Source organism: Nocardia sp. NPDC004860 (assembly GCF_040609015.1).
Lineage (GTDB): Bacteria > Actinomycetota > Actinomycetes > Mycobacteriales > Mycobacteriaceae > Nocardia.
In genome coordinates, this window is sequence record NZ_JBEXJI010000054.1 from 18,723 (window position 1) to 32,389 (window position 13,667).

Annotated in this window: 13 protein-coding genes and 1 pseudogene; 6 read left to right on the top strand and 8 right to left on the bottom strand. The window is 65.0% G+C overall.

The window, feature by feature from the left end:
* Positions 1-160 precede the first annotated feature (160 nt).
* Positions 161-1,639 (bottom strand): FAD-dependent monooxygenase, encoded by a 1,479-nt coding sequence (locus ABZV44_RS44865; protein ID WP_354851321.1) that lies wholly within the window; start codon positions 1,637-1,639, stop codon positions 161-163.
* 94 nt (positions 1,640-1,733) lie between these two features.
* Here ABZV44_RS44865 and ABZV44_RS44870 point away from each other — a divergent pair, with 94 nt between their 5' ends.
* Complete coding sequence (locus ABZV44_RS44870) at positions 1,734-2,381, top strand: TetR/AcrR family transcriptional regulator C-terminal domain-containing protein (protein ID WP_354851324.1); 648 nt, start codon at positions 1,734-1,736, stop codon at positions 2,379-2,381.
* 28 nt (positions 2,382-2,409) lie between these two features.
* Here the strand turns inward: ABZV44_RS44870 and ABZV44_RS44875 are convergent, their stop codons facing one another.
* Positions 2,410-2,853: a MarR family transcriptional regulator gene (locus ABZV44_RS44875; RefSeq protein WP_354851327.1), complete on the bottom strand. Its 444-nt coding sequence runs from the start codon at positions 2,851-2,853 to the stop codon at positions 2,410-2,412.
* 116 nt (positions 2,854-2,969) lie between these two features.
* On the opposite strand from ABZV44_RS44875, the gene ABZV44_RS44880 reads away from it, so the two are divergent.
* A complete protein-coding gene (locus ABZV44_RS44880) occupies positions 2,970-4,097 on the top strand; it encodes an NADH:flavin oxidoreductase (RefSeq protein ID WP_354851330.1) in 1,128 nt (375 codons plus the stop codon).
* Positions 4,098-5,138: 1,041 nt separating this feature from the next.
* Here ABZV44_RS44880 and ABZV44_RS44885 read toward each other — a convergent pair.
* The 3 genes and pseudogenes from ABZV44_RS44885 to ABZV44_RS44895 form a co-directional block, all read right to left on the bottom strand.
* Positions 5,139-7,265, bottom strand: a complete 2,127-nt coding sequence (locus tag ABZV44_RS44885; RefSeq protein WP_354851333.1) for a serine/threonine-protein kinase — start codon at positions 7,263-7,265, stop codon at positions 5,139-5,141.
* A gap of 1,122 nt (positions 7,266-8,387) precedes the next feature.
* Positions 8,388-8,807, bottom strand: a complete 420-nt coding sequence (locus ABZV44_RS44890; protein WP_354851335.1) for a hypothetical protein — start codon at positions 8,805-8,807, stop codon at positions 8,388-8,390.
* Positions 8,808-9,187: 380 nt separating this feature from the next.
* Positions 9,188-9,401 (bottom strand): annotated as a pseudogene (locus ABZV44_RS44895) (LysR family transcriptional regulator); the annotation flags it as partial.
* An 89-nt stretch (positions 9,402-9,490) separates the two neighbouring features.
* Between ABZV44_RS44895 and ABZV44_RS44900 the strand changes: the two are divergent.
* A complete protein-coding gene (locus ABZV44_RS44900; protein WP_354851338.1) occupies positions 9,491-9,823 on the top strand; it encodes a putative quinol monooxygenase in 333 nt (110 codons plus the stop codon).
* The gene (locus ABZV44_RS44905) at positions 9,820-10,281 is read left to right on the top strand and encodes a nuclear transport factor 2 family protein (RefSeq protein WP_354851341.1); all 462 of its coding nucleotides are present in this window, start codon (positions 9,820-9,822) and stop codon (positions 10,279-10,281) included. The genes ABZV44_RS44900 and ABZV44_RS44905 overlap by 4 nt, the downstream gene beginning before the upstream one ends.
* A 20-nt stretch (positions 10,282-10,301) precedes the next feature.
* Here the strand turns inward: ABZV44_RS44905 and ABZV44_RS44910 are convergent, their stop codons facing one another.
* Entirely contained in the window at positions 10,302-10,691 is a 390-nt protein-coding gene (locus ABZV44_RS44910) for a hypothetical protein (protein WP_354851344.1), read from the bottom strand.
* A 432-nt stretch (positions 10,692-11,123) separates the two neighbouring features.
* Here ABZV44_RS44910 and ABZV44_RS44915 point away from each other — a divergent pair, with 432 nt between their 5' ends.
* Positions 11,124-11,516: a PPOX class F420-dependent oxidoreductase gene (locus tag ABZV44_RS44915; RefSeq protein ID WP_354851346.1), complete on the top strand. Its 393-nt coding sequence runs from the start codon at positions 11,124-11,126 to the stop codon at positions 11,514-11,516.
* Between the two features lie 143 nt (positions 11,517-11,659).
* Here the strand turns inward: ABZV44_RS44915 and ABZV44_RS44920 are convergent, their stop codons facing one another.
* Entirely contained in the window at positions 11,660-11,851 is a 192-nt protein-coding gene (locus ABZV44_RS44920; protein ID WP_354851349.1) for a DUF397 domain-containing protein, read from the bottom strand.
* Complete coding sequence (locus ABZV44_RS44925) at positions 11,848-12,726, bottom strand: DUF5753 domain-containing protein (protein WP_354851352.1); 879 nt, start codon at positions 12,724-12,726, stop codon at positions 11,848-11,850. Before ABZV44_RS44925 ends, ABZV44_RS44920 begins: the two co-directional genes overlap by 4 nt.
* A 605-nt stretch (positions 12,727-13,331) precedes the next feature.
* On the opposite strand from ABZV44_RS44925, the gene ABZV44_RS44930 reads away from it, so the two are divergent.
* Positions 13,332-13,538, top strand: coding sequence for a hypothetical protein (locus tag ABZV44_RS44930; protein ID WP_354851355.1), 207 nt, complete (start codon positions 13,332-13,334; stop codon positions 13,536-13,538).
* Positions 13,539-13,667 lie beyond the last annotated feature (129 nt).

Here is a 13,667-nt window from a genome sequence, read left to right on the forward strand (position 1 = left end):
AAGGCCGACAACCAACCACACCAACGGCATAACCGCCCCCTCCACGTCCTGGCACGACGATACCCGGCCGTTCCGTGCCCGATCCGGACAGCGCGCCACGCCGCAGTGTCGGGATGCGCTGGTCACAGTTGTCGGTTTGACGGCATTGTCTCACTGGCATTCAGGCCGGTTCGCCGACCCAGGTTGTCAGAGCATCGATCAGACCGGCCGTGCTCGACTCATCGGTCGCCCATGCGACATAGCCGTCGGGGCGAACGAGTACGGCGGCCGGGGCCGGGACGGTTCCGACTGCGGGGACGGCCCACTGCGCGGTGTGGGTTTCGGCAGTGACGATCTCGAGCCGGTTCTGCCACTGCGCCACGTCGGGGACGGTATTCCCGTTGAGCACCAACAGGACCGGGCGAGCCTGCTGAAGCAACCGGTGGAGCCGGGTGTCGCCGTCCGCGGTGGTGAGGCCGGCGTCGGGTACGCGGCGTCCGGCCAGCGGGTGGTCGCTCTTGGTGTCGTAGCGGATGTCCAATGCGGTGATCATGAGGCCGAGCCGCGTGCGGACCGCGTCCATGTCGATCAGATCGCTCACGGTGTCGCGCAGTGCGTCGGTGTGCGCACCCGGGCGCATGAGGGCGGTCTGGGCGCGGGTGTTGTGCAGGACGCGGGCCGCGATGGGGTGGCGCTCGGTCTCGTAGGTGTCGAGCAGTTCGTCGGATGCGTTGCCGCGCAACACCGCTGCCAGCTTCCACCCGAGGTTGACCGCGTCCTGGATGCCCAGGTTCTGGCCCTGACCACCGGCCGGGTAGTGGATGTGAGCGGCGTCCCCAGCGAGGAAAACCCGCCGGGCGCGGTACTGCTCGGCCTGGCGAGCGGCATCACCGTAGTGCGTTACCCAGCGCGGGCTGTGCATGCCGAAATCGGTGCCCGCGAGTTCCATGAAGTGCTCGCGGAAGGCTTCGAAGGTCAGCTCGGCGCCACGTTCCAGCACCATGTCGTGCCGCTGGACGATCAACCGATACCAGCCCGGCTGCAACTGCACCACCGAGAAATCACCGGGGCCGCTGCGGTGGGCGAAGAAGGGCTGCGCCGGCGGCTCCGCCAGCTCGACATCGGCAAGCATTCCGGTCACGGTCGCATCCGTCCCGGTGAAGGCGATGCCCGCCAGCTTGCGCACCGCGCTGCGGCCACCGTCGCAACCGACGAGATAGGCCGCGTGAATCCGGCGGGGGTTGGCTCCGCCGATCTCGACCTCGACGCCCGCGCCGTCCTGGCTGAATCCGGTGATCGGCGAAGCCCACTGTGTGGCCGCGCCCAATTCCGTAGCGTGCGTGTCGAGTTCGCGTTCGATAATGGACTGGAGGATGGCGAGCATGTAGGGGTGGCGGGTGTGGAAGTCGCTGAAGTCCAGCGACAGTCCCCCGAAGTGCCCGGCCTGCATGACGCGGCCCTGCGGCAGCAGCCGGTCGAGCAGTCCGCGCTGATCGAGGATCTCCATGCTGCGGGCGTGGATACCACCGGCCCGTGATTCGCCGGTGCGTGCCGGAAGTCCGTCGACCAGGACGACATCGACGCCCGCGAGCCTCAGTTCGGCGGCCAGGATGAGCCCGGTCGGCCCGGATCCGGCGATGACTACCTCGGTGGTTTCCATGGCACTCCCCTTAACAACGTTAAATCACTTAACGATGTTAAGGAGAACAGAACGTTGTTAAGCTGTCAAGGGAATCGAACGAAAGGGGTGGTCAATGAAGAAGCTCGACGCCGACGTGATCGCCGAGGCTGCGCTCGGATTGCTCGACGAGCTGGGTCTCGACGGCCTGACCATGCGCAAGGTGGCCGCCGCGCTGGATGTGCAAGCGCCCGCGCTGTACTGGCATGTCAAGAACAAGCGCGAATTGCTCGATGTCATGGCGCGTTCCGTGTTCGCCTCCGCCGTCACCGATGTCGAAGCGCCACGCCAGGGCGAGAGTTGGCAGGACTGGGTGGCTACGCTGGCCGGGCGGCTGCGGCGGTCGATGCTGCGCTACCGCGACGGAGCGAAGGTCCTCGCGGGCACCTACGTGAGCGACGAATCCATGTGGCGCACAGTCGAATTGACACTGCGCACCTTGGAAGATGCCGGCTTCGCGCTGCCCGAAGCCGGCCGGGTCTTCCCGATCCTGCTGCACTACACCGTCGGTTTCGTCATCGAGGAACAGTCGCGCACCGGCGCGGAGTACGTCGACGGTAACCCCTACGAGCTCGAACATATCGGCCAGGAGATCGACTCCGACCGCTATCCGCGCACGGCGCGCATGGTGGCCGACACCTTCACCGCGGATCCGGACGCGGAGTTCGACCACGGGGTGCGCGTCATTCTCGCCGGAATCCTCGCCACCACACGGGCAGGGTGATTCGACCAGCTCGGCCGACCCCGGTGGGTCACTCCGGCCGGGCGGCGAGCCGGGAGACGAAGACCCGTTCCAGCAGGGCGTACAGGCGGTCCTGATCCTGGGCGCTGAGTCTGTTCAGGCCATCTCGAGTGGTGTGCATCTTCGCTCGGATGGCGTCGGTGACCTGCTCGCCCTCGACCGTGATGACGAGGTTCGTGACGCGCCGGTCGGATGCGCTGGCCTCGCGGCGCACGAGGCCGCGCTTCTCCAGCCGGTCGATGATCCCTGTCACGTTCGAGGCGTCGCAGGCCATGATGCCGGCCAAGGCGCGCATCGCGATCGGGCCTCGGCGCAGCACGATCAGCGCCTTGCCCTGACTCGCTGTGAGGTTCTCGCTCGCCGCCGCGAGCGTGAAGTCTCCGTAGTAGGCGCCGAGCGACACCGAGAGCAGCTCCATGAGCTGAGCGGTGTCGACGCGGGGAGCTTCTGCCATATGAACCAGCCTATCCACAGAAACTTGACTACCTCAAATATTCACCACTAGCGTCTGCCATATTGCTTGAAGTTCTCAACCATCTAGGTTGACAAGTAACTACGAGGAGTTGTCCAGTGACCGTTACCGCGTCCGACGCCGCCCGCACGGCTCAGGTTCTGTCACGGCCCGTCACGCTGAACGGACTGACCGTTCCGAACCGCATCGTGATGGCGCCGATGACGCGCATGTTCTCCCCCGGCGGCGTTCCCGGTGAGGACGTGCGCGCCTACTACGCCCGCCGCGCCGCCGCCGGTGTAGGGCTGATCGTCACCGAGGGGACCTACGTCGGCCACGATTCGGCCGGGCAGAGTGATCGGGTGCCGCGATTCCACGGTGAAGAGCAGTTGGCGGGGTGGGCGAAGGTGGCTGCGGACGTGCACGCCGCAGGCGGCACGATCGTGCCGCAGCTGTGGCACATCGGCATGGTCCGCAAGCATGGCGAGGAGCCCTACGCCGATGCCCCCGCCGTCGGCCCCTCCGGTATTCGCGTCGACGGCACCGAGGGCACCGGCAAGGCGATGACCCAGCGTGACCTGGACGACGTCATCGGCGCCTTCGCGGATGCCGCTGCGGCCGCCGAGCGCATCGGCTTCGACGGCGTCGAAGTGCACGGCGCCCACGGCTATCTCCTCGACCAGTTCCTGTGGGAACGGACGAACCGCCGAACCGATGCCTATGGTGGCGATTCCGTGGCGCGGACGAAGTTCGCGGCCGAGATCGTGGCGGCGATCCGGGCGGTCGTCTCACCCGGGTTCCCGGTGATCTTCCGCTACTCGCAGTGGAAGCAGGAGGCCTACGACGCGCGGCTCGTCGAGACCCCGCAGCAGCTGGAAGCGATCCTGGCCCCGCTCGCCGCGGCCGGCGTCGATGCCTTCCACGCCTCCACCCGCCGCTACTGGCTCCCGGAATTCGAGGGCTCGGACCTGAACCTGGCCGGCTGGACGAAGAAACTCACCGGCAAGCCCACCATCACCGTCGGTTCGGTCGGCCTCAACGGCGACTTCCTGCGTGCGTTCACCGGTGAGGGCGCCGAACTCGGCAGCCTCGACAACCTCCTCGACCGGCTGGAGCGTGACGAATTCGATTTGGTCGCCGTCGGGCGAGCCTTGCTCCAGGACCCCGAGTGGGCGTCCAAGGTCCTGGCGGGGCGGATCGACGAGCTGAAGCCGTACGACGCGGCGGCGCTGAAGACACTGAGCTAGCCGTCGACGGTAGCGACGCGTGACGAGCTGGTGGGCGACTCCGTGTCGTCGGCTGGTGCATCCGCCACGGATGCGTCACGTCGGCGGTGATCTACGTCGCCCTCTCCGCTCAGTGGGATGGCCGACAGCGTCGAGAACTTCCTCAGCGCTGTACAAGCTGCGCCGGACCGATGGCGGGTGATCGTGCGGGGTTCGGCGTGACCATCAAATCGGTCACGGCAGGAGTGGCCTTGTTGACCGAAATCCGATCGGCCGGCTGGTCAGGGAGGATGCGGGTCCTCACCCTGGGGTGGGTGTTGCGCGATCAGTTCACAGACGAGGATTGACCCTGTCCACGTCGTGAGCGATACCGTGCCCAGAGAAGTGATGCAGATGCCTCTTTCTGTTCAGTTCCTGTCTTCTCGTCCCGGGACCCCCGGCAGGCGAACGCGCTTGCGTGCCCGGCGCCGCGTCCTGCTGTCGATGGCCCTTACTGGCGGACTCATGCTGCTCGGCCCCAGCGTCTTGGGGATGTCGGGGTCGCTGCCGCTAACGGCACAACCGGTGGCATCCGTGTCGTCGTTCGATGCCGCCTCGCAAAGCTACTGGCATCCGCCGATACTTCGGTGCCCACACTTCGACTGCTAACTCAGTTCCCCACCGGGCGGCTGGTTCTCCAGGACACGGAGGGGCGGAGGCTCCTGCCAGATCTATCCGGGGTGTTCCAGCCCCGGACCAGGGCGGACTGGCAGCGACGCCCCGGGCAGCCCACGCTGTGACACGAGCGAGCGGCTGGCGAGGCCGGACACGGTGGCCCCAGGGAGCAACCGAAGCCCGAGGATCCATGGCCAGAGCCCACAGTGCCTTCCTCAGCTGGTGCTGGTGCTGGTTCGCAAACGGAAAGCAACCACCGCCCGGACTTACCGAGTTCGCACGTCGCATCGATATCGAAGACCAGTTGACTTCGTCAGTCCGCATGACGCGAGTTCTCGACGTATCGACGTGCGGTCGATGCTGGTTCGCCGACACGGCGGAGACATCGCACCTACAGCGGGTTCTTACCTACAGCGGGTTCTTTTTGAACCAATCGATCAAACCCTGATCGGTCTTGGGACGGTTCGAGGGGGAATCGGGACCGACTGCTTTGACTCGAATGGCGATGTCGCTGCTCTGATCCAACGCAACGAGCGTCGGCACAGGATCGGTGGTGCAGGTGAACCGGCCGACGGTCGCGCCATTTCGAATCGACGGTTGCTCGGGAACCGTTGCACCGCCGCACGCGCGCCCGCCGGACTTCCTCATGACACCATCGAAAAACTGGGTCGCGATCGGATGGTCGGGAAATTGGAAAAAGGTTGCTGTCGGCGCACCAGATTCGTTGCCCAAGCAGACAACGACGGCGGTCGCGTCGCTCTCGGGTGATTCGTGTCGACAGTATCGTGGGTTGTAAGTTTTGGGCAGTTTGGTGAGCAGATCGCGGTCGGCCTGAGTGGTGTAGTCCGGGTCCTTCGGCTTGGTCCGGAATTGCGAATTCCCCTCTCCCGTGTCACTCAGTGTCCAGAACAAGCCTGCGGTACCGCCCACCGATTCGGTGAAGTAGAAAACCGCCATGCTCATGGCCGCGTCGTCGGTTTGGATCACCCCCGACGTCGGTGGTGTCGTAGTGGCATCCATGAAGCAGGCCGTCCGCCCGACCTCCCTGCCGTCTCTCGTCGCGGGGCCGTCCGGGCCGGGTGGAGAGCCCGGACAGCTGCTGGTCTGTACCGGTAAGCCGCGATAGGCCTTGCCTAGCGCGTCGGCGTTGGGAAACAGGTGGAACTCCGCTCTGGGCACGCGGATTTCGGGAATCTCGTCGCAGCCGAGACGGGCTTTCTCCCCCAGAATCGCCTCTGGGTTCCAGTGATGACAGATGCTGCGGTTGTACGGGCCTTGCGCGTTCATCAGCAGGGTGATGTCGTCGTCGGTGAACTCGGATTTCGCCGCGCCGGGGGCCGGTGGTGCGGGCTTGTAGAGCAGCGACCAGGCTCCGACGGCTCCGACGGCCACGACGGCCACGGCAGCGGCGATCCAGAGGCTGCGTGGCCGGCGCCTGGGACCCGGGACGGATCTGGCCTCGGGTGTGGAGGTCGCCCGGGGTGCGGAATGCGCCGCTACGGTCGGATCGTATTCGAATACGGCAAGGGGACTATCGTCTTCGGCGTCGCCGGTTGACGGTGCAAGTGCGGCGTGAGCGGCAGCGGCCAGTTCGCCGGCGCTGGCGTAGCGTTCATCAGCCGACTTCGCCATGCCGCGCGCGACGACGGCGTCGATCGCGACCGGGATTCCCGGTGCGTAGCTGCTCGTTCGGGGTGGAAGTTCGTACATGTGGGCCCGCATGATGGCGGCGTCGCCTCCATCGGTCGCGTAAGGGCGGGTGCAGGTCAGGCATTCGTGCAACACGCACGCCAGGGCATACACGTCGACAGCCGGGGTGGCCGGGCCGGGTTGGAAACGTTCGGGTGCCATGTAGTTGAACGACCCGATCGCCGATCCGGTCTGGGTCAGGCGTTCGTCGGTGTTCGTGTTGGCCAGGCCGAAGTCGGCCAGGTAGGCGAACCCGTCGTGGGTGAGCAGGATATTGTCCGGCTTGACGTCACGATGGACCAGGCCGTCGTGGTGTGCCGCGTCGAGTCCGGCGGCGATCTGGCAGATCACCGAGACAGCTTGCTCGGGCGGCAGCGGGCCGCGGGTTCGCAGCACGGTGCGGAGGCTTTCGCCCTGCACGAGTCGCATGTCGATGTAGAGCAGCCCGTCGATCTCGCCGTAGTCGTGGATCGGGATGACGTGGGGCTCCTGCAGCAGCGCGGCGATGTGGGATTCGCGCCGGAACCGAGCCCGATAGACCGGGTCGTCGGCCAGCTGCTCGGGCAGCACTTTCACCGCGACTACCCGGCCCTTGGTGGTGTCGAGTGCCTCGAATACCCGGCCCATCCCGCCGGAACCGATCAGCCGCCGCAGGCTATATTTCCCGAACGTCGACCCTGGCATCAGTGGCGGCCGTAGGTTGTTCACGACTGCCTTGCCTGCGTTGTCGGCAACCTGCGCAGGTTGATCAGAATCGAGAATCGGCGCTTGAACATTGTCGACTTGCCAGCTGGACGACGATGCGGCCTCGGCCCCTTCGGCGAAAGTGCGACCCCACTGCCACACGATCTATGCCCCCTCACATTCTAGTCCGACGGTATGGGCCGGCGTGCTACGACTGCTCGGGGATCGACCGGCTCTCGCGCCGACACATCGAGCGAATGCTGGTGACTCACTGCTGATGGGGGCACCGTCTCGTTCCACAGACTCGCCTGGAGGATTTTGGTTCGCTGCATGCTGCGCGCAGCGTGCGGCACGCGGCCGGTACGGTGGCCGGCCCCCCACTGCCCGCGTGTCGGAGTCGAGTGCACGGTAGTTCACCGCCTCCGCGACCAGTTCGCGGCCCACCTCGGGGAAAAAGGTGTAGCACGGTAGGCATCGGCTCGGTCGCGAACATCCGCGATAAAGGTGGACGGCATTCGTGAACTCCTGGAGAGCTGGTTCGTGTATCAGCGCGGCGCGCGATCGGTGAGGTCTGCCGCTTCGTTGGTAGCAGCCTTGACAAGAATCTTCGGCGTCGGCGCTCGTCCCGAATAGCCACCATAGGTGGCGATCGTTTTCACCCCTGGGCAACATCTCACGCCCTGGGTGCCGACACAGCACTGCTGGTCGGCGCCTATTCCAGCGCGGTTTTACAAAGGGGCGGTTTGCTGCGGAACGCGATTCCGCTCCTGATGCCCGGCACGCCGGTCATGCCGACATCCTCGCCGAACAGGTTCAGGCGAACGAGCAATCAGAGCGCGAGCAAACGAACAGCGGACAGGCCTCCTCCCGGCTCCTCGACGACGCCCACTGATCACGGGATCCAAGCGGCCCCTGCACTGGATTCGGTCGACTACGCTGCACGCTTCGTGCCGCCGACCGGTCGGGGTGGCGAAGGCCGAGGCGCGGGTGGCGAGTTTCCCTTTGCTGACCCGCCACCCGCGCCGGAAGACGACGGCTATGCCGAGGGGCTGGCGATCAAGCACCACAGGGCGAGCAGGGGGTCGGCGTTGCACAAGCCGCCGGCGACAGGTTCGGTTGTTGCCGGAGAGGGCGATTCGAGCGGAAGGGGGTTGGCTGTGGCGGTGCCGGCGGCGGACAGGGTTGCGGCGCCGATCAGGAGAGCGGCGGAGATTCCGCGGCGTGCGAGCATGTGAAACTCCTCTGAGCGTGGTGTGCGGCGAGACTAGGTCGGGCGGTGGCGGATTAGATTGCTACGCAGGCGGATCCGAGGTTGATGCCGGTGCCGACGTCGACGGGCTGCCTGATTTGAGCTGTCGCGTTCGGCTGGATGGCGTAGATGTAGGTGATTTTCGTCGAGGACGGGGTCCAGGTCGCCTTCGCTACGCCGTTGGAAGGCTTCGCCTCGGCGAATCCGCTGGGGCCCTGGCCCTCCTCGAAGAAGTAGACGGTCTGGCTGTTGTCGTCCACCGCGACGGTGACGGTGTACGAGCAGGTCGTTCCGTACGTGTGGGTGCCGAGGGAGAAGGCGGGCGCGATCGCGATGCTGGTGACGGTCGCCGAGGCCGACGGCGCGGTCAGTGCGGTCACGCTCGCGACGACGCCGAGTGCGGCAGCACCCGCGACGATGCGTTTCGTCTTGGGCGAGTTCGGAATTCGCGTCATGGTGTATCGATCTCCTGTCAGGGTCGAAATCGGTTCGGCCGGAAGGTCTGCCGTCGGCCGAGAGTGAGAGCCGCAGTGCCCTTGCCGACGATCACGCCGTCCGTCGCATTGATGACGTAACAGCGGCGGGTCCGCCGGCCCCGACCAGTGTCGCGATCGCAACCGCCGCCAGGACACCGATCCGCGCCGAGAACTGTTGAACCCTGCGCTTTTTCGGACTCACAGTCCATTCGTCGGATGATCCTCGGATACCGTTAGCAACACTGGCGGCCCCCAAAACTGGGGGCAGCGTTCGAGCAGCTCTACTGGAGCCAGCCGAGTTCGTGGGCAAGGTCTTTGGCGGCGGCCCGGATGCGGCGGTGTACCGGTGACTCGCGCGCCGGCGCCTCCTGCGCCAATACCGTACCGGCCGTGGTCAATTCGACGCTACGAGTACTCCGCAGCAACAGCGCCGTCCCGAGTTCCGCCGCCAACCGGCGTATGCGGCCGCTGAGCGCCGGCTGGGCGATGCCGATCCGCTCGGCCGCTCGCGTGAAATTCCAATTCCTGCGCGAGCATCAGAAAATACCGCAGGCTCACCGTGTCCGGAGCCATGCGCCCCCTGCCGATTGATAACGATCCGTTCCGACTCTATCCCGAATCGATCTTTCCCTCGACCGTGCACGTGACCCTAACCTGCACATATGACAATCCAGCTGACCGCGGTGCTGGACATCGCCCCCGCGCACACCGCCGCTTTCGAGGCCGCGATCACCACCCTCGCCAAGGCCGCGACCACCGAACCCGGTGTGCTCGACTACGGCTTCTGGCGCGATCCGGCCCAGCCTGGCCGTTATCTCATCCGGGAGCGCTATGCCGACCAGGCGGCAGTCGACACCCATATGGCGCTTGCGGACGTCGTGGCCTTCACCGTCCTGCTCCCGGAGTGGCTGGCCCAAGACTCGCACGCGCTCCTCGAAACCACGACCGACCTGACCCGAATCCCGTTCTCCCGCAACCAGGAAGGCGCACTGTGAACGACCGAGCTTCGAAAGTCGCCGCCATCACCGCCTTCTTCGACGCTTACGCCCGCTATGACCTGGACGGCATGCGCGCTGTTCTCACCGAGGACATCGCCTGGACCATTCCGGGCCGTCACGCACTATCCGGGACCAAACACGGCATCGACGAGGTCGTCGCGTTCTTCGATCAGCTGTCCAAGGCGGGTATGAAGGCGGAGACCTTCTTCCTGGAGGCCAACGACGAGTATGTCGTGGACATCCACCGCGGCTACTCCACCGCCGGCGCCGGCAAGGTGGATACCATCTGGGCGCTGGTGTGGCACTTCACCATCGACGGCAAGGTCGACCGGGTGGTGAACCTCTCCGGTGACCAGCATCAGATGGACAGCTACGTCTGGCAGAACTACACGCTCGCACCACTACCCGAACGGCTCGCACCGGCTGCAAGCCAGTCTGCTCGGGTTCACAGTTGAGCGACTGCTGGACGCCGCCGCTACCTCTCGATCACTTGGGACGTGGCCGTGGTGTAGTGGATTCCGCGGGCCTCGGCCACCCCTGGTCCGCCTCCGGTCCCGCCGTGCTCGCCGTTGTCGCTGCAGCCGTTCCCGGTCTGGCTGGGGTCGGTGCAGGTGTTTTCGCCCCCACCGCCTTCCCCGCAGTTTTCGTTGTCGCAGCCATGGGGCGGGACAGGCGGAGCCGGAACCGGCTCGGCGGCATTACCAACCCACCCCCAAGTCCGATCGACCTGCACCACGCCGGGCGCTGCACTCGGCGCGGCCAGGGCCGGAACCGCCGCCGTCGCGGGAACTGCCATCGCCACCCCCGCCAGCACGAACGCGGTGAACAGCTGACGTGTGGTACTCCGGTAAGTCTCGTTGGTCATCATCATTGCCTTTCCCGGACTCGGTGAACCGACTGCTGCGCCTGATCGATTTTCGTCACCTCGCACGTCTCGTTCGAGTAACGACTACGCCGTCGTGACCATCCGGGGTTGCGGCGCGGTCGATGGTGTCGCTGTGAAAGCCGCTTCGGCGGGCAAGTCCGAAAAGCCCGGTCTGCGCATGTCCGGGGGCGCCTTCCATGAGAAACCCCATGTTCGATCGCCCTCGAATGAAATCCTACTCAGATGATCAACAGCGGAAAATAGCCATAGCTGTCGCGTCAACCGTTTCGGTCAGCGCGGTATACGGCGGTCCGGCGCGCGGACTACCCGTAATGGGCTCACGACCGGCGGGCCGGCCCGGTGAGTGATCTGGATGTAAGGATGAGCTTTTGGGCCATTCACGCGAATACCCCAGGTGGGTAGGTTCCAGTGGTGAACGAACTTCAGGAACACATACGGAACATGTTGGATGGCAAGAACTTTGCCGTGGTTGCCACCGTCAACGAGGACGGGTCACCGCATACATCGGTGGTCTGGGTGGATCGAGATGATGACGGTCCGATGTTCTCGACGACCGCGCAGCGTCGGACAGGGCGCAATCTTGCGAGTGATCCGCGGGTCAGCGTGACCGTGCTGGACTCCCGAGATCCCTACCGGGCGATCGACATCGCAGGCGCCGCCGAGCTGATACCAGATCCGGGCAAACAACTTCCCGCGCGACTGTCGCGGAAGTACGCAGGAGAGTTGCCGCCGCCGGAGCCCGCGGAAGTAGAACGATGGATCGTGCGCGTCGTTCCGGAGCGGAATACCACATTTGGAGCCTGATGGGTCAGGGTCGTTGAGCCACAAGCAGTTTCAGCATCGGATCGTGACCACCGATCGAGAGACCGGCTTCACCCAGCAGGACCGAAGAGAAGCCCCCGGCTGGATCACGTTGTCCGCCGGGGTTTTGTCGTTCTGCTAAGTCGTCAGCGCTGCCAGATGCCGCTGTCGATGAAGTTGGCCCACACGTCGGCAGGGAACGCCAGGATCGGGCCCCGACTGTTGTCCTTCGTATCGCGCACCAGCGTGACAGCCGGGTCGTGCCGAACCTCGACACACTCCTTGCCAGCATCGGAGAAGCTCGACTTGTACCACTCGCTCATTACCGGCTTCTTCATGCCGTGTGCTCCTTTGCGATTCGCACCAGCAAGTCCCTGGTGTCCTGCGCTGTCAACGCTACAGCCCGGAGACCGGCGATTGCTTCACGATATTCGTCGACCTCTTCGTCGTGCTCGTGGAGAACGCTGCCGATGGCGCCTTCGGCGTATACCACTGGCGGCAAAGTCATCCCACTCGCGCCTTTGGGCAGATGGAGCAGGATGAACTGCTGAATGACAAGCCCCGGGTGTGGGCCGATAGCGAACGGGAGCGCCCGGATCTCGATATTGTCCCGGTCTCCAACCTCGGCGAGCCACCGCAGTTGCGCTGACATCACCTCCGGCGGCCCAGGCCTGTTCCACAAGACCGCTTCGGATATGAACGCCTCCAACCGAAAACCGGCATCATCCAACCGTGTTTGCCGCTTTTGGGTGAGCTCGACCCGCCGTTCTACGTCCACTGCGGACAGACGTGGCAGGGTGACGCGGACGATTTCCCGCCGGTAGTCTGCAGTCTGCAGCAAGCCGGGCACGATTACCGGTTGGTACGTGATGATCTGCTCTGCCACTCCTTCGAGCCGGAGGAGCTTCTCGAAGTTCGGCGCGACTTGGTCGCTGTACGGCTGCCAGAACCCTTTCGAGTTCCCCTGTGCCTTGGCCGCATTGTCCTGTGCTCGAACCTCTTCCAGAAGCTTGAGTGCCTTGGCCTGGTCCTCCGGGGAAGCGTGGTAGTACTCGAGCAGGTCCTTGATCTGCGGCCTGGTGAGCTTGGTCGGCGAGCCTTCCTCCATCCGCATCAGGACAAATCGCGTGACCTCGAGGTGGGCTGCCGCGGTCGACAGGGCCGTACGAGGTGCTTTTGATCGCACAGATTTCATGAAGTTTCCGAAATCCATGCGAGAGACCGTCAATCCGGCCATTTCGTTAGCCTCGCTATCTGGGAAACGTTCTCTACGCACATGTGCACACTGCACTTCAATCTTATTTCATGCGACTGTGAGTCATGCACGTATTGCCGCAGCACTTTTGGGTGCATTCTTAATCCATAGCTCCTGGCGACGATGAGAAAGATGCCGCCGGAGGGGAGTTCACCCAGATACAACTAGGAGTTGTAATGCCTTGGGATGCTTGGGCTTTGACGCTCTTGACGGTGGTCGGGTCAGTGGTCTCCATCGCCTGCCTCGTCGAGGACATTAGAAATTCCGGTCGGTTTGAAACAAGAAATCGCGGCCGCCATCGCCGCCAGCGGAAAACGATGAGCGTGCGTCAGGAGGTGAATGCGGCGTGGACAGGTACGAACGGTTGGAAAGCTGCGACGTTGGGGACCGGGAGCCCCCGATGACGTCCACCGAGGCAATGGAATCGCTTGTTCTGCATCAGGACTGCGTTACCGCGATGTGTGAGCGGAAGATGGCTGCGGGGCAGATCATCAGGATCGACGCGGAGAAGCTCGAGTCCGCGAAGGTCATTCGGTTTCCGGCGAGTCGAATGGAGCCCGGTTGTGGCACGTGCGACCCGTAAAAGGCACCGCGCGCCGCATCGGCGTCCCGCCACGCTCGCCGAGGCGAAGAGCGGACTCGATCGGCACCGGGCGTGTGTGGACGACTGCGAAGCGAAGAAGCACTACGAGGATGCCGTCGGGCAGATGGTTCGCGGGCCCGGTCTCGGGTGGAATATCTGGCGACCGGACGACAATCGGGTCCGGTGACGAGAAGCGGGGGCGCGGCGGCGGGGGTTGAGGGGCAAGGCGTTAAGGTAAAGGAACCCCGCGGGGTGTGCGCCGCCGCGGCCCCCCCCGCCCCCGCCCCGGCGTTGACGGCGGGGGCGGGGGCGGCCG

Excerpts from the sequence above, each read along its gene's own strand:
- ABZV44_RS44910 (WP_354851344.1), bottom strand. The coding sequence starts at position 10,691 with ATGACCAACGAGACTTACCGGAGTACCACACGTCAGCTGTTCACCGCG.
- ABZV44_RS44890 (WP_354851335.1), bottom strand. The coding sequence starts at position 8,807 with ATGACGCGAATTCCGAACTCGCCCAAGACGAAACGCATCGTCGCGGGT.
- ABZV44_RS44920 (WP_354851349.1), bottom strand. The coding sequence starts at position 11,851 with ATGAAGAAGCCGGTAATGAGCGAGTGGTACAAGTCGAGCTTCTCCGAT.
- ABZV44_RS44900 (WP_354851338.1), top strand. The coding sequence starts at position 9,491 with ATGACAATCCAGCTGACCGCGGTGCTGGACATCGCCCCCGCGCACACC.
- ABZV44_RS44865 (WP_354851321.1), bottom strand. The coding sequence starts at position 1,639 with ATGGAAACCACCGAGGTAGTCATCGCCGGATCCGGGCCGACCGGGCTC.
- ABZV44_RS44925 (WP_354851352.1), bottom strand. The coding sequence starts at position 12,726 with ATGGATTTCGGAAACTTCATGAAATCTGTGCGATCAAAAGCACCTCGT.
- ABZV44_RS44875 (WP_354851327.1), bottom strand. The coding sequence starts at position 2,853 with ATGGCAGAAGCTCCCCGCGTCGACACCGCTCAGCTCATGGAGCTGCTC.
- ABZV44_RS44870 (WP_354851324.1), top strand. The coding sequence starts at position 1,734 with ATGAAGAAGCTCGACGCCGACGTGATCGCCGAGGCTGCGCTCGGATTG.